This window comes from Adlercreutzia aquisgranensis (genome assembly GCF_943193145.1).
Classification (GTDB): Bacteria; Actinomycetota; Coriobacteriia; order Coriobacteriales; family Eggerthellaceae; genus Xiamenia; species Xiamenia aquisgranensis.
Genome location: NZ_CALPDA010000011.1, coordinates 83,750 through 99,619, shown reverse-complemented (window position 1 = coordinate 99,619; position 15,870 = coordinate 83,750). Strand labels below are relative to the sequence as shown.

The 15,870-nt window shown below is 64.3% G+C and carries 14 protein-coding genes and 1 pseudogene; 3 read left to right on the top strand and 12 right to left on the bottom strand.

Annotated elements, in window-relative coordinates; translation table 11 throughout:
- The first annotated feature begins 181 nt into the window (after positions 1-181).
- The gene (locus NFR41_RS08110) at positions 182-1,642 is read left to right on the top strand and encodes a helix-turn-helix domain-containing protein (protein WP_251231441.1); all 1,461 of its coding nucleotides are present in this window, start codon (positions 182-184) and stop codon (positions 1,640-1,642) included.
- A gap of 149 nt (positions 1,643-1,791) precedes the next feature.
- Here NFR41_RS08110 and NFR41_RS08105 read toward each other — a convergent pair whose 3' ends face one another.
- The 10 genes and pseudogenes from NFR41_RS08105 to NFR41_RS08060 form a co-directional block, all read right to left on the bottom strand.
- Positions 1,792-2,568: a flavin reductase gene (locus NFR41_RS08105; protein ID WP_251231440.1), complete on the bottom strand. Its 777-nt coding sequence runs from the start codon at positions 2,566-2,568 to the stop codon at positions 1,792-1,794.
- Positions 2,569-2,797: 229 nt separating this feature from the next.
- Complete coding sequence (gene rpmE / locus NFR41_RS08100) at positions 2,798-3,283, bottom strand: 50S ribosomal protein L31 (protein ID WP_251231439.1); 486 nt, start codon at positions 3,281-3,283, stop codon at positions 2,798-2,800.
- 215 nt (positions 3,284-3,498) lie between these two features.
- Complete coding sequence (gene rhaD / locus NFR41_RS08095) at positions 3,499-4,434, bottom strand: rhamnulose-1-phosphate aldolase (RefSeq protein ID WP_251231438.1); 936 nt, start codon at positions 4,432-4,434, stop codon at positions 3,499-3,501.
- A 297-nt stretch (positions 4,435-4,731) separates the two neighbouring features.
- A complete protein-coding gene (gene pyk, locus NFR41_RS08090; protein ID WP_251231437.1) occupies positions 4,732-6,192 on the bottom strand; it encodes a pyruvate kinase in 1,461 nt (486 codons plus the stop codon).
- Between the two features lie 86 nt (positions 6,193-6,278).
- Positions 6,279-6,659, bottom strand: a complete 381-nt coding sequence (locus NFR41_RS08085; RefSeq protein WP_160212882.1) for a desulfoferrodoxin family protein — start codon at positions 6,657-6,659, stop codon at positions 6,279-6,281.
- A gap of 318 nt (positions 6,660-6,977) precedes the next feature.
- Positions 6,978-7,796: pseudogene (gene lgt / locus NFR41_RS08080) on the bottom strand (prolipoprotein diacylglyceryl transferase); the annotation flags it as partial.
- Positions 7,786-8,019: a CpXC domain-containing protein gene (locus NFR41_RS08075; protein WP_160212884.1), complete on the bottom strand. Its 234-nt coding sequence runs from the start codon at positions 8,017-8,019 to the stop codon at positions 7,786-7,788. The gene NFR41_RS08075 and the pseudogene lgt, both read right to left, overlap by 11 nt.
- Before the next feature lie 12 nt (positions 8,020-8,031).
- On the bottom strand, positions 8,032-8,319 hold the full coding sequence (locus NFR41_RS08070; protein ID WP_160212885.1) for a hypothetical protein: 288 nt from the start codon (positions 8,317-8,319) through the stop codon (positions 8,032-8,034).
- A gap of 20 nt (positions 8,320-8,339) precedes the next feature.
- Positions 8,340-8,576: a NifU family protein gene (locus tag NFR41_RS08065; RefSeq protein WP_160212886.1), complete on the bottom strand. Its 237-nt coding sequence runs from the start codon at positions 8,574-8,576 to the stop codon at positions 8,340-8,342.
- Positions 8,577-8,958: 382 nt separating this feature from the next.
- A complete protein-coding gene (locus tag NFR41_RS08060; RefSeq protein ID WP_349665474.1) occupies positions 8,959-9,687 on the bottom strand; it encodes a B3/B4 domain-containing protein in 729 nt (242 codons plus the stop codon).
- A gap of 568 nt (positions 9,688-10,255) precedes the next feature.
- Between NFR41_RS08060 and NFR41_RS08055 the strand changes: the two genes are divergently transcribed.
- Positions 10,256-10,867 carry a GNAT family N-acetyltransferase gene (locus NFR41_RS08055; RefSeq protein WP_251231436.1) on the top strand — a complete coding sequence of 204 codons (612 nt, stop codon included), beginning with the start codon at positions 10,256-10,258 and terminating at the stop codon, positions 10,865-10,867.
- 485 nt (positions 10,868-11,352) lie between these two features.
- Here the strand turns inward: NFR41_RS08055 and NFR41_RS08050 are convergent, their stop codons facing one another.
- Positions 11,353-12,795, bottom strand: coding sequence for a helix-turn-helix transcriptional regulator (locus NFR41_RS08050; protein ID WP_251231435.1), 1,443 nt, complete (start codon positions 12,793-12,795; stop codon positions 11,353-11,355).
- A gap of 267 nt (positions 12,796-13,062) precedes the next feature.
- Here NFR41_RS08050 and NFR41_RS08045 point away from each other — a divergent pair, with 267 nt between their 5' ends.
- Positions 13,063-14,757, top strand: coding sequence for an FAD-dependent oxidoreductase (locus tag NFR41_RS08045; RefSeq protein WP_251231434.1), 1,695 nt, complete (start codon positions 13,063-13,065; stop codon positions 14,755-14,757).
- 319 nt (positions 14,758-15,076) lie between these two features.
- Here the strand turns inward: NFR41_RS08045 and NFR41_RS08040 are convergent, their stop codons facing one another.
- Positions 15,077-15,844 carry an amino acid ABC transporter ATP-binding protein gene (locus tag NFR41_RS08040; RefSeq protein WP_251231433.1) on the bottom strand — a complete coding sequence of 256 codons (768 nt, stop codon included), beginning with the start codon at positions 15,842-15,844 and terminating at the stop codon, positions 15,077-15,079.
- Positions 15,845-15,870: the final 26 nt, after the last annotated feature.

Genomic DNA, 15,870 nt, shown 5'->3' with positions numbered 1-15,870 from the left:
CCGGCGCGCTCCAGCTTAGCCTCCCGCGATTGCGTCGGCATACCATGAAGAAGAGGAAAGAAGAGGCAATCAGGCCCCATGAAATATGGGATTTGAAGAAATCACCAGGTAAGACCAGCGTTCGTCGCCAAAGAGAATACGGTCGCATCCTGGCCATCGTGCTATCCTGTAAGCACAGATTGTGAGGGAGGGGATCGAAAGCATGACGCAAGGCCCAGCATCGTCGGCAAGCAGAGCCGAAGCGACGGCGATGGCGATCGGTCTATCGTTTTTCTGGCTATTCCTTCGGCGTCCCTTCTTCAGCTCGCTGCTGGCGAATCTCAGCGTCTTCTCGCAAGAATGCCATTGGATATTCATCTTCACCACCGCAATCGCTGCGGGAGCCCTGCTCCTATTCGGCAACCTCTCCGAAGGCGCCCTTCGCCAAAGCAGGATGGCCGTAACCCTCGTATGCGCCTGTGCGTCCACATTCTCATGCGCCCTCGTGCTCTTGGGCGAAGCATGGCAACCGCTCGCAATCGCCTCGATTCTGTTTCTCGGATTGTCTTTCGTCGGCCTTGCGTGCGCTTGGGCCGAATCGCTCGTCGCCAGGAAACCGCGCTACGTCTTGGGAGCCTGCTTGGTATCCTTCCTTGTCACCTGCGCCATCAGCACCGGTTTCCTTCTTGCTGCGCCTTTCCCAGGACTACTTTCCTCGCTCGCCCCCGCACTGTCCTGCGGATGCTGGCTCGCAATACGCCCCAAAAGGACAGAGACGCCGGCCGAAAAGCAGGTTCTCGCCGGACGCCGTCTGCCAAGGGCATTTTGGATTCTCGCGCTCTTTCTTCTTCTGAGCAGCATCCTGCGCGGACTCCTGTATGGAGGCGCCGTCGACGGCCTTTCAACGCAAAGCACAATTGCCCCTTCCTGCATCGCGGCCTTGCTAACCGCGTTACTCATCCCCCTCATTGCCCGCTCAAGCATGGAGCAAAGAGTTCTCGGCAATCTTTGGAGAGGCATCATAGTCGTTTTCTTCTTGGGCCTTCTTCTCTTGGTCGTCAACGATCAAAACGGCGTCAACATAGGCAGAGCCGTGGTCATCGCATCGCGCACGATACTCAACGTGTTCCTCTTCGCCTGCCTCTGCCTTTCGCGCAACGGCGAGCGCCAAAAGTCTCCGACGTTCCTCGCCTCCGCGTTTCTCCTGATCGACGCTGCGTCCTCGTTCCTGAGCTATGGCGTGGTGCCTTTCGTGGTAGAGTTTGCATCAGAGCCTCTCGAATCCTACATTGCCCCTTGCGCGGCAATCGTCTGCTTCGTGCTCGTTATTGCTTCCTACGGCATTTTGGGAAGCCATCTATTCGAAGAGAGACCCAGCGTCGTCGCGCCCCCTGTCTCTGACGATGACATCCTCGAAGAACTGGGGCAAGTATACGGGCTCACCCAGCGAGAGCAAGAAATCGTCTCGCTGATCGTCGAAGGAAACACCGTGAAGAAGATAAGCGCCCTCCTGTTCGTCGCGCCGAGCACAGTGCAAAGCCACATGAAAAGCGTTTACCGGAAAATGAACGTGCACACGCGACAGGAGGTCGTCGACCTTTGGCGTCATCGAAGAGACGGGGAAGTCGACGAAAACGAGCAGGCTGCGCGTAATGCGAAATAGAGCAGGGCAAGCAAAAGTCGCCCCGTAAAGAAGCACCGCGCTCGAGCCGGACTGCTTCCGCGCGAAGAGCCAATCACGTAAAGGCGGCGCAGCTATTGAGGACTGCGCCGCTTCCGCTTCTGCCGCTTTGCAGAGACGTGCAGCCGGGCCTACAGCTCCACCTGCTCGAACATTTCGGGGCCCACGCCGCAGCAAGGGCACGTGAAATCGGCAGGCAGGCCGTCGGGGTATCCAGACACGATGTAGCCGCACACCTTGCAGCGCCAGCCGGTGGAAGGGCCGCCGGATGCCGCCCCCTCTCGGGCCGCCTCGGCCTCCACCGATGCCGCCACGCACTCCAAGGTGCGGGCCGCCTTCGCTCCCGCCTCGGCCGACACCGCCTGGGCCGCATCGGAAGGTGCAGGAGACGTCTGCGCATCGCCGGGGATAAAGCTGGAGGCCTTCGGAGGGGTCTTGCCGCCTTTCACCATGTGGTAGTAGGCGTAGGTCATGGGAGCATCGGAATCCAGCGTGCCGGCTTCCTCCACCTCGCCCACGATCATGGTATGGCTGCCGAGGTTCATCGACGACACCACGCGCGCCGAGAACCACGAACAGCTGGTCTCGGTCACATAGGGCACGCCGGCAGCATCCCGCCCATGGGCCACGCCGTCGAACTTGTCCGTATCGGCACTGGTATGGAAGCCGAAGCGCCCGATAAGCTCCATCGGCGCCTCCTCTGACAGGCAGGCGGCCGTAAAGCGGCCCGACTCCAAGATGCGCCCCGTAGTGACGTTGTCGTTGTTCAGCGCCACGCTTACCTGGAACGGCGAAGACGTAACCTGCTGGAACGTATTCGCGATACATCCCGCAGGGCCGCCTGCCCCGGTCGTGCCGATAACGTAGAGCCCGTAGCTCAAACTATGGAAAGCGCTGCTATCTATCATAGTGCCGCCCCCTTCGAATCCCAGCGCCCGATAAGACGGGCGCGCACCATCGCACAGCTTGCGTCAGCCTATCACAACAAAACACGAGATGTTTCAGCAGAGACATGCTGAAAGCAAGATGAAAACGAAGAACGAGCCGATTCCTCGTCATTGACTGCAAGCCTCTACCGCAGCAAAAAAATCCGCCCCTTTCGGGGCGGACCTTGGCAACGCAGCAACCTATTGTTCGCTACTCAGCAGCAGCTTCCTCGGCCGGGGTTTCCACCATGGCGTCCAGGGCGGCAGCGTCCTCGGCAGCGGCCTCCACCAGGTCGGCCTCGGCATTGGCGGCTTCCTCAGCCTCGCGAGCAGCAGCCTTAGCGGCAGCTTCCTCGGCCTTCTTGGCGAACTCCTCGGCACGCTTGGCCTTCTCGGCGGCCTTGGCCTCGCGCTCGGCGCGCTTGGCCTCCTCGCGAGCGGCGATCTCGGCAGCGCGCTTGGCCTTCTTCTCGGCCTCGCGAGCAGCCACGGCATCCTTGGCCGAACCGAACTTGTCGGCGAAGCGCTGCACGCGTCCGCCGGTATCAACGAAACGCTGCTGGCCCGTATAGAACGGGTGGCACACGTTGCAGATGTCGATCTTGAGCTCCGGCTTGGTGGAACGGGTGGTGAAAGTGTTGCCGCAGCTGCACTTCACGACGCACTCCATGTACTCCGGATGGATGTTTTCCTTCATGGTAGGCTCCTTTTCGTGCCTTGGTTTCCGACCAAGGCGGACACGATGTTCGCTTGCCCACAGGGAATCGCGCAAGCTTGTATATGGTAGCACCGCGGCAGCCCTTCCATGAAAAGACCACGGCTGTCTCCGCGAGACAGTGCCAAATCACCTCGCCTTACACAGGGAGCGGCCGACCGCCTCGTTGCCCCGTATCTCTCTTCATTCGACAGTCCTTAGAGCAGCGACTCGTCGAGGGTCTTGCCCACGCTGGCGGCGATGGCACGCAGGATGTCGTCGGACACCTGGGTATCGAACCGGGCCGACCCGCCGTCGGCCGCGCGAGCCAGCAAGCGGATCTGCGCCGCCTTCTCGATGGTGTGCATGAGCCCGAACGCCTCGTCGAAGGTTGCCCCCGTGACCAGCAGCCCATGGGCCGCCCATACCACCGCTCCATGACGCTCGGCCTCGCGAGCCGTCGCCTGGGCAAGCGCCTCGCCTCCGGGAACCATGACGTCCACCGCCCCCACGCCTTCGGGAAACACCATGGCGCACTCGGTCATAGCGCACCACAGCGCCTTCGACAGCGCCCGGGGCATGGCGGGCAGCAGCAGCGAGAGCGCCACCGTATGGGCGGGGTGGGCATGGTAGACCACCCGCGACACACCATAGGTCACCTCCATGCGAACCCTGTGGCAGGCCAGATGCGCCTCAAGCTCGCTAGTCGGGCGTCCACCGTCCTTGAACCCCCACACCACGCGCCACGAGTCGCCCGCCTCGGACAGCTCCACGATACCCATGTTGCCGGCCACATCTCCCGCCAGGTTGCGCATAAAGCTGCCCGCAGCGGTGCAGGCGAAGAAGGCGCCGCCCAGCTGCGGCACGGCGGTTTTCAGAGGTACCCAGGAACTGGGCGTGTCGTAGAAGTACGGCTTGCACGCCGCCGCCTCTTCCACCGTCATGCGGTAGCTGGCGTTGCCGCCGTTGCGCTCGTTCCAGCCCTGGGCCCACCCGTCGGAGCACATCCGCACGAACGCCCTCATAAACGGCCGCTGTTCCACGGCCATGCCGGCCACGGCCCCCTTGGCCACCACGGCCCCTTCGGTCACCATGTCCTTCGCCGCATTCATGCCCTTGCCCAGAAGGTCTGACGCCTCATCGAGAAAACCCATGTAAGCTCCCTTTCGTCCTGTCGCTCTATCGCTCTTCTTCCTTATGAAATCTATTGAAAATCGAATTATTTGGGCGTCAGAAAAAGGTGGTTTTACCTGGCGTTATATAGAAAGTCCCAGATGAGCGCAGTGTTTTTCTCTGCCCAAAATATCCGATTTTCAACGTTCGAGCCCCGGCAGACAGCCGGATTGCCGCCCACTGGAGCGCTGGAGGCACGCGGCAGGGCGGCAAGCAGCTCGTCGCCGGCACGCGGCCTGGCGGCTCGTCGGCGCATGCAGCACGTCGGCTGCGCGCCGCTAACGCAACTCCACTACGTACATCACGTTGGTGGCCGCGACGCCCGCCGCGCCGTCGCCGTTGCCCGTGGCGATGGATGGGCTGGTGGCAGGGTCGCCCGCCGTCAGCACCGCCACGTCGCCCGGCAGGCACAACCCCGCGTCGAGCACCGCTCGCTGGGCATGGCTCACCACGTCGCGCATGCGGCCTTCCACGTCTCCTAGCAAAGGCTTCACGCCCCAGTTCAGCTGCTGCTGGCGCATGACGCGGGGAAACGGCGTCACCGCGTAGATGGGCACGCGAGGCCGCAAATGCGAAAGCAGGCGCGTGGTGCGCCCCGACATGGTGGGAGCCACGATGCAGCGCGCGCCGACAGTCTCGGCCGTGGTCACCGCCGCAATGCCCACGGCCATGGCCACGCGGGCGCGGTCGCGGGTGCGGTCGGGCTCGTGCTCCTCGAAGTAATGGCGTTCGCTGGCTTCGGCCACCTGGGCCATCATGCGCACGGCCTGCACCGGGTAGGCCCCGTTGGCCGTCTCGCCCGAAAGCATCACGGCATCGGTTCCGTCGTAGATGGCGTTGGCGATGTCGGCCACCTCGGCGCGGGTGGGACGCGGATTGGCGATCATGGACTCCAGCATCTGCGTAGCGGTGATCACCGGCTTAGACATGCGCACGCATTGGCGGATGATGCGCTTCTGCATATGAGGCACGCGCGCCGTTTCCACCTCCACGCCCAGATCGCCGCGAGCCACCATGATGCCGTCGGCTGCTTCCAGAATCTCGTCGAAGTTCTCGATGGCCCGGGCCGACTCGATCTTCGCGATAAGGCTGATGTGCTCGCCGCCGTGCTCGGCCAGAAACGCCCGCACACGGCGCACATCGGCAGCGCTGCGCACGAACGAAAGCGCCACGAAGTCCACATCCTGCTGAATGCCGAAGAGCAAGTCAGCCTTGTCCTGATCGGTCATCTCCGGGAGCGGCACCGTGGTGCCCGGCAGGTTCACCGACTTGCGCTGGCCCAGCACGGCGCTGTTGCGAACGACGCAACGGATGTCGCCGTTCTCGCCTACAGCTAGCACCGAAAGCTCAACGCGCCCGTCGTCGAGCAGGATGGACGTGCCTGGGTGCACGTAGCTGCCCAGGCCGGCGCAGCTTTGGCTCACGCGCTGGGCCGTTCCCTCCACCGGCTGCTCGGTCAGCACCAGCTGTGCGCCCTCCTCCAGGCGCACAGGCGCTCCCCCAGCCAAAAGTCCCGTGCGAATCTCAGGGCCACGGGTGTCCAGCAGAATAGCACAAGGGCTCTGGCGCGCTTCGGCTGCCTCGCGAACGCGGCGGATGCGCTCGCCGTGCTCCTGATGGCTGCCGTGGGAGAAATTCAGCCGGGCCACGTCCATGCCGGCATCCAGCAGCTGGCCGATCATGGACTCCCCGTCAACGGCGGGACCCAAAGTGCATACGATTTTCGTTCGGCGCTTCATGGGAGTACCTCCCTTCAAGAAAAGCGCCCCGCCCTCGGACGAGGAACGGGGCGCTTTGTGGTTCGTCGCCTGTGCTCGGACGGACCCTAGATCTCGGCCACCCACAGACCATGGATATTGCAGTGCTCGTACACGCGCAGCGGACGGTCGCCCTCTGCCACGGCGAAGTCAGCCATAGGCTGATCGTCGCTGGTCAGCTGCTTGATCTGATAACCCTGCTCGGTCTCAAGGCAGATGAAGGTAATCCAGTGCTCGGGGGTCATGGGATGCAGCACGCCTCCCACCTGCACATGGACGCTCTGCCCGTCCACCGTCACCACGGGCACGTGCTTCTCGACGGCGGCATCCTCGGTGTTGGGGACAATCTCTTCCATCTTCTCGCCGCAGCACACCAGCGGCACACCGGAATCGAAGGGCTTCACTGCGATGTTCCCGCAATGCTTGCACAGGTAGAACTTCAAAGCCATAGCAGCCTCCTAAAATCGCGGTAGGTACTTATAAAACACGGCTATTGTACCGCCGGCAGCAACGATTCCCGCGCGCTCGCCGCGAAGCTGACTGATTCGCTACAGATTCGCTTCCGAACCGTCATGTTGACGCGCCTCGCTTCCACCTTTGGGCCCCAAGGCCCCGTCGCGACCACCCGCGCCGCCCCTGCCTTCCGGCTCACCCGAATCGTCTCGCCCAACCGTGCCGCTTTCTCCGTCGCCAGATTCCGGCAGAGGGGCGCGGTCGTAGCCAGCACCGTCGCCGCCGTCAGGCCCCTCGGGACCGCTGGCAGCAGGCAACTTGGGCAGACCCTGCTGCGGCAGCTTCTTCACACAGGCGTAGGCGAGCACCACGACGCCCACAACCACCAACGGCAAGCTGAGCACCTGGCCCATGGTGAGCCAATCGCCCCACAGATAGCCGATCTGAGGGTCGGGAAGGCGCACAAACTCCACCAGGAAGCGGAAGGTTCCGTACATGATTAGGAACAGGCCCAGAAACGTGCCGCGGGGCCGGGGCGGCTGCTTGCGCGAAAGCGCGAACAGCACGACGAAGATGACGACCCCCTCCAGCAGCGCCTCGTAGAGCTGCGAGGGATGGTGCGGAACCGCGCCCGCCGCACCGCCGAAGACCACGCCCCAGGGCAGGTCGGTGGGGGCGCCGTAAAGCTCGCCGTTGATGAAGTTGGCGCACCGGCCGAAGAACAGCCCCAAAGGCGCGCCGATCACCGCCATGTCGGCCAAGGTCAGATACGGGATGCGCGTGAGCTTCGCGGCCACGATGCCGGCAAGAAGCGCGCCGATCAGCCCTCCGTGGAAGCTCATGCCTCCGTGGCTGAAGGCCAAAATCTCTTCGGGGTGCTGCAGGTAATAGCCGTCGCCGTACACCAGCACGTAGCCCAACCGGCCGCCCAAGATGATGCCGACGATAGCGCAGAACACCACGGTGAGCAGGGAATCCGCATCGATACGCACCTTCCAGCGCTTCGACACGTTCCACATGACCAGCGCCGCGCACACGAAACCGGCCAGGTAGGCCAGCCCGTACCAGCGCACGGCGAAAGGGCCGAAGGAAAACGCTACAGGGTCGATGCTCTGGTAGATGTCATTCAGCATGGGAGTCCTTCAGCATGCCTGCGTGGACCTTCGCCGCGGCTTCGGCAACTTGTCCCCGCAGCGAAAACGGGATGGATTGGATCGCGGACACGCGAGCGCCGCACGCCGGACAGTGCAGCGAGAACAGCGCCACGTCGCTTTTCAGCACCATCATGGAATCGTAGCGCGTCACATCCAGCGTCGACTCGCGGCAGCTGGGGCAGCTTATCCGGCGATTGGCCATAACGACCGCGGCCTACAGAAGAAAGCGGTTGGGGTTCCCCTGGCGAGAGAAGCCCTCCGGTCGGTCAACCAGGGCGGGCCCATGGTCGAGGAAATGCTCGCAGATGCGGCAGACCTCTTTGACGGCGGCGTCGTAATCCCGTTCGGGGTTCAGCATCTTGCCGAAGTCCTCGCAGTTCACATGGGTAGGCCGGTCGCACTGGGAATACAGGCAATCGGCCGGGCACGGCTCGCCGGGAATGTTGTGGGGGCAGCGCGACTGCATCTCGTCATCGCAGCCGCGCAAAGTCCAACAGCTCATGGTTGCGTCTGCCGCGGTGCCTACATCATGTCGGCGGGGACCACGCGGGTCACGCCGGGCACGCGCTCCTTCAGAATGCGCTCGACGCCGTTCGCCAAGGTCATCTGAGACATCGGGCAGCCCTTGCAAGCGCCCTGCAGCTCCACGGACACCACGCCGTCCTCGCTCACGTCCACCAGGCGCACGTCGCCGCCATCGGCCTGCAGGCTGGGGCGAATGAGCTCGAGCACAGCCGCAACGTCGGTCTTCTCAACCATGTCTACCTCTTTTCCGGGTTGCGCCGCCGAAGCGGGAACCCCATCGTTTCGTTCGTCGGGATTCTACCACAGCAGCCTACATTCGGCGCCGGAATGCGCCAGCGCGGGCCATTCGTAACCGCCGCATCGCAGAAAGCCCACGACCGCTTGCGGGCGCGCAAGCCGACGGCGCTCGGCGGCCGATCGCCCCTTCCAGCCGCGCATCAGCCGGCCTCACCTTCCAGTCGTGCATCAGCCGGACCGGCCCCGCAGCCCGCACAATCGGCAGGTTGGTGCATAAAAACTCACCAACCTGCCGATTGTGCGGGATTTCCGACTGCTGACCGCCACCCGCCGCCCGCCGGCCGACCTGCAACCAGCTTCGCCTCCAGACGCGCAGCACCTACTCGTCGATCACTATGGAAGGGTTGTCGCGCGTGACGATCTGCTTCGCGAAAATGCTGGCGCCCAGATAGCGCTGCACCAGTTCGGCAAGCTGGTCGATGGCCGCCTCCAGATCGTCCGCCCGGGAGGGGTCGACGGACTCGATGATGAGGAAGGCCTTCTGCGAGTCGTCGGTAAGGGCCGTGCGCTCGCCGTCGCGCCAGTTCCAGCACCGGCAGATGGCGCCCGCATCGTCGCGGTAGCACAGCTCGCCTTCCAGCGTAGGGGCGTCCTCGTCCTCCCCCAGCGGGCGGAACGGATCGCCGCCCCGGGTGATGCCCAGGCGGATGTCTCCTTCCATGGCGTCGATGTCCTCCCCTCCCACGGGAAGCGCATGGGTGAGCGATACGATGTTGTACACGTCGACGGAAGGGGTGATGGAGCCCACGGGGTTGCCCTTCAGCACGCGCTTGAGCAGGTTCTCCACCGAGCAGCGCGCGCCCTTCTTCGTCTTGAACCTCTGGTAGGCGTCGCGCCAGACGGCCACCACCTGGTTCTGCGAGATGGTGTTGCTGTTGAGGTGCTGGTCGGCCTTGCCGTTAGCCTCGGCAAGCGCGCGGGCCAGGGCAGACGCGTCCTCGGGCGGCACCTGGTCGGCGCTCTTCATGCCGTGGGCCACCACCACGCCGATGCGCGCGTCGGGGAACAGCTCCCAGAACGAATCCTCGGTCACAAACTGCTTCATCATGCGTCCTTTCCTCAGATGCGGCCTCGCGAAGCCAAGGCCGGCTCGACCTTTTCGCATCTCGCGGCAGTACGCGCCGTCCTTCCGCGCGCCGCCGCCGGAAGACGGCTGCTGCAGCGAGGACCCTTCCCGCGCTGTTGCAGGAAGACGGCTTCCCTCGCGAGGAACCTTCCTCGCACCCACAGGGAGACACCCCTGGCAAGGGCCCTTCCCCGCCGAACGCAAGCCCCACCCTCGCTCCCTGCCGGCACGCCGCAGGAAGGCAGCCCCTCTCGCGCGAGTAGCCCTCCCCGCCCGAGCTGCTGCCGAAAACAAAAAGCGCCCAAGGGGCGGACGTCTTCAAAGGCCTAACGACGTCCATCCTTTGGGCGCTTGCACCTACCCGGCGGCAGGCTATGTACTCAAGCGATGTCATGATAGCACATTCCCTGTGAATCGTGCATGCCGGGCAGGTTCATACGTTTTTCTGCACCAACCTGCCTGGTATGCACGATTTCTCGCCACGGTGATTGGTACCATGGGCCGAACATGGGCGGAAAGGCGCCCACAAAACCGGCAAAGGAGGGAAGCCGTGCTTTGCGAAAGCGTCGCCGAGACGAACGTACCTCGGCAAGCCGACGAAAACTCGCCAAGAATCCGTCCCGCCACCTTGGAAGACGCGCCCGGCATACTGGCCATCTACCGGCCGTTCATAGAGAACACCGCCATCACGTTCGAATACGCGGTGCCCTCGCTCGACGAGTTCCGCGCCCGAATGGCCTCCATCATCGGTACGTACCCCTACCTGGTGGCAGAACAGACGCAGCAGCCCAGCGAGCCCGAAGAGCCTGCAAAAGCCCGCATCATCGGCTACGCCTACGCCCACCGCATGGGAGAGCGTGCGGCCTTCCAATGGAACGCGGAACTGGCGGTATACCTGGCCCCCGAAGCACAGGGACAGGGCTTGGGTGCGCGCCTGGTATCGCAGCTGGAAAGCGAGCTGTCCGCCATGGGCGTCCGCAATCTGTTCAGCCTAATCACCGCCGACAACGAGCCAAGCCTGCGCCTGCACGAGAAACTGGGGTTCGTTCAAGTAGGCTACCATCCGAGCGCCGGCTACAAGCTGGGCCGCTGGCACGACCTCGTCTACCTGCGCAAACCCATCGGCTCCTTCGAAGGCGAACCGCAGCCCCTCGCGCAGTAGCAAGCCACAAAAGAGAACCTGCAGCCGCCACAAGCGCAACTGGCGAGAAAGCGCACGGCAACCAATCGAGCGCACAAAAGCAGGCAAGGCGAGGGCTGGGCGGCGCCCGAGCGATTCCGCAGCAGCCACGGGCCGCAAGCCCCACACCCGAGCAGGGCGAGGACAAGCGAGGGCGCGTCTCGCCGGCCAAGCACGAAAAAGTAGGAGCCCGTGGGCGGCACGGTGCACCTGAGCGATTCCGCAGCAGCGAAGAGCCGCAAGCCCCACACCCGAGCGGGGCGAGGACAAGCGAAGGTGCACTGCGCCGCACACGGACGCCGGCCAGGTGGCAGAGGGGCGGTCGCCAGGATGCGACGCGGCGCACCTGAGCGATTCCGCGGCAGCCATGGGCCGCAAGCCCCACACCCGCGCGAAGCGAGGACAAGCGAAGGCACGCCGCGCCGCCCGCGGGCGCCGGCCAGGTGGCAGAGCGGCCGCACGCGCTCTTATTCGCAGGCACGGGACAAATCGATCAGGTCTTGCTTGTTGTGCACGCCGACCTTCGCATAGATATGGCGCACGTGGGTGTCAACGGTGCTGATGGAGACGTAGAGCGTATCGCGGATGTAGGGACGGCTCCGCCCTTCCAGCAACATGTGCAGAATCTCAGCCTCGCGATTAGTCAGCCCATAGCGCACACCCATGAGCAGCGCAAGCCGAGCGGGGTCGGCCGCTGCGGAATCGCCTGGCTCGCTGCTGGACGCACCCTCGGCCAGCATCTCGCGCTCCGCAGGCTTCTGGTCGGGCACCAGAGGAATCAGCGACCCCACGATCACCAGCACAACAAGCACCGCCAAAGTAAGGTGCAGCGTGTCCACGGCAACGACGGACGCAAGCGCCAGGTACAAACTCGGCCCGAGGAACGCACCGGCCATGATGGCAGCAAAGCCCCACCCTACGCAGAAGATACGCGAAGCCTCGTGCCGGCGTGCGAACGACACCACCTGCATGCGAAGACTCATCTCGAAGGCGGCATGGGCCACGGAAAGCATCAGGCATGCCGCCACCAGCAGCCAGGGGAAACGCGAGTCGTTCAGCAGCAGCCCCACGGCCATGGCGGGAAGCACCCAGCGGGCGGCGGCGGCAAAACCGACGCTGGGAGAGTGCTTCAGAAACAGGCGGATGGCAACGCCGGCAAGCACGAAGCCGACGCCGAACACCAAGGTCTTCGAAACGACCAGGGTTTGATGGCGCATGGAGAACACACACCAAACGAAGCTCACGAGGGTAACGGCCAGCGCCGTGCGAAGCACTATGGGAACGAGGGAAGCGGCCGTCTGCTTTTCCGACAGCGCGAGCGCGCCGCGACTCAGCGATCCCCTCTCCCCCTTGACATTCGCATCGGGCTGGCAACCGCGCTCGAAAAAGGCCAGCATCCCCACGGCAATCGCCATGACAACCAGCAGTGCGGGAAGCATGGCTCCGGGCACTTCGAGGGCAAAGACGGAAACCACGCCCGTAACGATGAGCACGGACACGAAGTCGCGCTCGGCCGTCTCGACATCGCCCGAACAGAACTCCAACCCCCAGCGTACGAGAAAGTAGGCCACGCAGCCACCCGCGACGGCAGTCATCGCAAAGGCAATGGCCGGAGAAGCGTCTTGCGCAAGAAGGGAGCTTCCCAGCCATCCCGCCACCCAAAGTCCCGTAACGACCACAGCGGCAACGCGACGGGAACGCTTCGCGACGAACAGGGAGGGAAACAGGGGAAAGAGCACCGTAGGCACCAGCCCCACGACCCCCAAGCGCATAAGCGTCTGAAAGCCGGGAGTCATGCCCTGCAGAAACGTCCCCTCGGCATTGGTGGGCGGGTATGCGCAGAACGCCCAGGCCAGGCAAAGCGCCAAACCCAGGACGCGGCGCAAGCTCCTTGCGGCGTTCGGACTCAACCGAGCCCTCCTCTCTCGACGGGGCCATTGTAACCCGATTCACCCGCACCCGACGCCGGCACACCCGCGCCTGCGGGCTGAAATTACCTGGTAAGCGCAAAAATCAATGGAATCCAGTGATGGCCTTCAGGCCGAAACAAGTGAAACCGACGATGCGCTGAGCGCCGGTGCAAGCGACCATGGGCGAAGGCTGCGCCGGACAGAATGCAAGACGCAGCCGACAGAGGAAAGGGGTGCTCGGGCACCCAGGAGAGGAAGGGGCTACCTATGATCAACGCAACCATGGAACGTCGCGGATTTCTGAAGGGTATCGCGGCCATAGGCGCGGCTGCAGGAGCGGCCACGCTTGCAGGCTGCGCCTCCCCCAGCACAACCGCCAACGCGGCGAAGGGCGACGCCACCACGGCATCGGCTGCCGGTACCGGCCGCTCGTGGGAAATCGTACCCGAGTCTATTGACGAAGGCAGTGTCAGCGAGACCATCGACGCAGACGTGGTGGTAATCGGCGCCGGTATGGCAGGCGCGGCTGCCTTCATGCACGCAGCCGAAGCCGGGGCCAACACGGTGATCATCGAGAAGCGCGACTCCATCAGCGGGCGCGGGTTGGACTTCGCCGCCGTCGACACCAAGGTGCAGAAGGCGGCCGGCATTACCATCGACAAGGGTCAGCTCGTCAACGACCTGGTGAAATCGTCGGGATACAAGGCAGATGGCTCGCTGCTGAAGCTGTGGGCGGACCATTCTGGCCCCATCTTCGACCGGCTTATCGACATGACCGTGGCCGACGGCGGCGAAGTGATGCTGGGATCCGGGTCGGCAGCATCCGCCGGGGCGGAGGACTTCGCCACCCGCACATACCCCACCGACCATATGTTCGGCGGTCTGGTAGAGGGGCCCTGCGCGCTGATCGAGCGCATGATGAAGGCGGGCGAAGACGCAGGCGGACAGTCCTACTTCAAGATGAAGGCCGAGCAGCTTCTGAAGGACGACGATCGCATCGTCGCCGTATACGCCACCGACGCCGACGGCAACACCGTCAAGATCAACGCGGCCAAAGGCGTTGTCCTGGCAACGGGCGACTATGGCAGCAACCAGGAGATGGTGGAGGCATGGTGCCCCCTGGCCGCCGGCGCCGAGGGAAGCGTGTACCCCGACTCGACCGCCAACACCGGCGACGGCATCAACATGGCCATGTGGGTAGGTGCCGCCATCCAGCCGGGCGCCCATGCCGCCATGATTCACCCCATCTTCGGCGGCGGCGCACTGAGCGCAGCGTCGAACCTGAAGGTCAACAGCGACGGCGTGCGCTTCTGCAACGAGAACACCACGCTTCCCGGCATCTCGAACATGTACCTGACCAGCAAGGGCCACAAGGTCTGGGCCATCTTCGACAGCAACTTCGAAGAGCAGATGCCCAAGATGTCCCCGCTGTCCAACTACAACAACAATACCGCAGGCCCGCTGACGGCGATGTTCTCCAGCGGAGCAGCCGACCCCGCTAACCCGCCGAGCCATAGCGAAGTAGTGGAGTACTGCCTGGAGGACGGCAGCACCGTGAAGGGAGACACGATCGCAGAGCTAGCCGCAGCCATCGACGTGCCGACAGACGCGCTCGAGGCGACGGTTGCCCGCTACAACGAGCTGGTGGAGGCCGGCGTCGACGAAGACTTCGGCAAGGACGCCGCCGACCTGCAGCCCATCGTCCAGGGCCCGTTCTACGCCTCGGCGCTGACGGCAAAGGTGCTCGTCATCGCATCGGGCCTGAACGTCGACAGCCAGATGCAGGTGCTCAGCCGCGACGGCGATCCGATCGAAGGCCTTTACGCAGTGGGCAACGTCATGGGCAACTTCTTCGCCAACGACTACCCCATCTGCGCGCCGGGCCTCAGCCACGGCCGCTGCCTAACGCTCGGCGCACTGCTGGGCAAAGCAATAGCCACGGGAAACCGCCTGGGCGAATAAACCCACGAGCCCGACCCTCGCCGAGCCGGCCAAGCACGAAAGAGCAGGCGCCCGTGGGCGGCACGGTGCACCTGAGCGATTCCGCAGCAGCGAAAAGCCGCAAACCCCACACCCGAGCGGGCGAGGACAAGCGAAGGTGCACTGCGCCGCCCACGGGCGCCGGCCAGGTGGCAGAGGGGCGGTCGTCAAGATGCGGCGTGGTGCACCTGAGCGATTCCGCAGCAGCGAAGAGCCGCAAGCCCCACACCCGCGCGGGGCGAGGACAAGCGAAGGTGCACTGCGCCGCCCACGGGCGCCGGCCAGGTGGCAGAGGGGCGGCCTAGTTGCCGTAGTTGCGCAGGAATGCGCGGGTGCGCTCGTGCTGGGGGCTTTCAATCACCTGGGCGGCCGGCCCTTCCTCCACGATGGTGCCGCCGTCCATGAACACCAGGTGGTCGGCCACATCGCGGGCGAAGGACATCTCGTGGGTCACGATCACCATGGTCATCGACTCCGCCGCCAGCTCGCGAATGACGCGCAGCACGTCCTGGGTGAGCTCCGGGTCGAGCGCACTGGTGGGCTCGTCGAAGAACAGCACATCGGGGTTCATGGCCAGGGCGCGGGCGATGGCCACGCGCTGCTGCTGGCCGCCGGAAAGCTCGCAGGGCACCATGGACTCCTTGCCCGCGAGCCCCATCTTCGCCAGAAGCGCCCGGGCGCGCTCTTCGGCCTGGGCCTTCGGCACCTTCGCCACGCTGATGGGCGCATCTGCCACGTTCTTCAGCACCGTGTAGTGCGGAAACAGGTTGAAGTTCTGGAACACCAGCCCGAAACGCTGCTTTGCCTGCCGGATGACCGAGGGGGGCCCGTAGACCGCGTTTCCCTGGGTGTCGTTCACGCACACGTCCAGGTCGCCGTAGGAGAGGCTGCCCCCATCAAGGGTTTCCAGCAGCGTGCAGCAGCGCAGCAGCGTGGACTTGCCGCCACCCGAGGGGCCGATGATGGCCAGCACGTCGCCCCGATTGACCGTAAGCGATATGTCCTTGAGCACCGGGGTGTCGCCGAAGGACTTCCGCGCGTTCTCCAATTTCACGATGGCGTTTTCCATAGGTCACAGCTTTCGGTAGCGGGCTT

What these genes read in the sequence shown, in the direction of transcription:
- NFR41_RS08105 (WP_251231440.1), bottom strand. Translation starts at nt 2,568, where the DNA reads ATGATAGATAGCAGCGCTTTCCATAGTTTGAGCTACGGGCTCTACGTT.
- rpmE (WP_251231439.1), bottom strand. Translation starts at nt 3,283, where the DNA reads ATGAAGGAAAACATCCATCCGGAGTACATGGAGTGCGTCGTGAAGTGC.
- rhaD (WP_251231438.1), bottom strand. Translation starts at nt 4,434, where the DNA reads ATGGGTTTTCTCGATGAGGCGTCAGACCTTCTGGGCAAGGGCATGAAT.
- pyk (WP_251231437.1), bottom strand. Translation starts at nt 6,192, where the DNA reads ATGAAGCGCCGAACGAAAATCGTATGCACTTTGGGTCCCGCCGTTGAC.
- NFR41_RS08085 (WP_160212882.1), bottom strand. Translation starts at nt 6,659, where the DNA reads ATGGCTTTGAAGTTCTACCTGTGCAAGCATTGCGGGAACATCGCAGTG.
- NFR41_RS08075 (WP_160212884.1), bottom strand. Translation starts at nt 8,019, where the DNA reads ATGGCCAATCGCCGGATAAGCTGCCCCAGCTGCCGCGAGTCGACGCTG.
- NFR41_RS08070 (WP_160212885.1), bottom strand. Translation starts at nt 8,319, where the DNA reads ATGAGCTGTTGGACTTTGCGCGGCTGCGATGACGAGATGCAGTCGCGC.
- NFR41_RS08065 (WP_160212886.1), bottom strand. Translation starts at nt 8,576, where the DNA reads ATGGTTGAGAAGACCGACGTTGCGGCTGTGCTCGAGCTCATTCGCCCC.
- NFR41_RS08060 (WP_349665474.1), bottom strand. Translation starts at nt 9,687, where the DNA reads ATGATGAAGCAGTTTGTGACCGAGGATTCGTTCTGGGAGCTGTTCCCC.
- NFR41_RS08045 (WP_251231434.1), top strand. Translation starts at nt 13,063, where the DNA reads ATGATCAACGCAACCATGGAACGTCGCGGATTTCTGAAGGGTATCGCG.
- NFR41_RS08040 (WP_251231433.1), bottom strand. Translation starts at nt 15,844, where the DNA reads ATGGAAAACGCCATCGTGAAATTGGAGAACGCGCGGAAGTCCTTCGGC.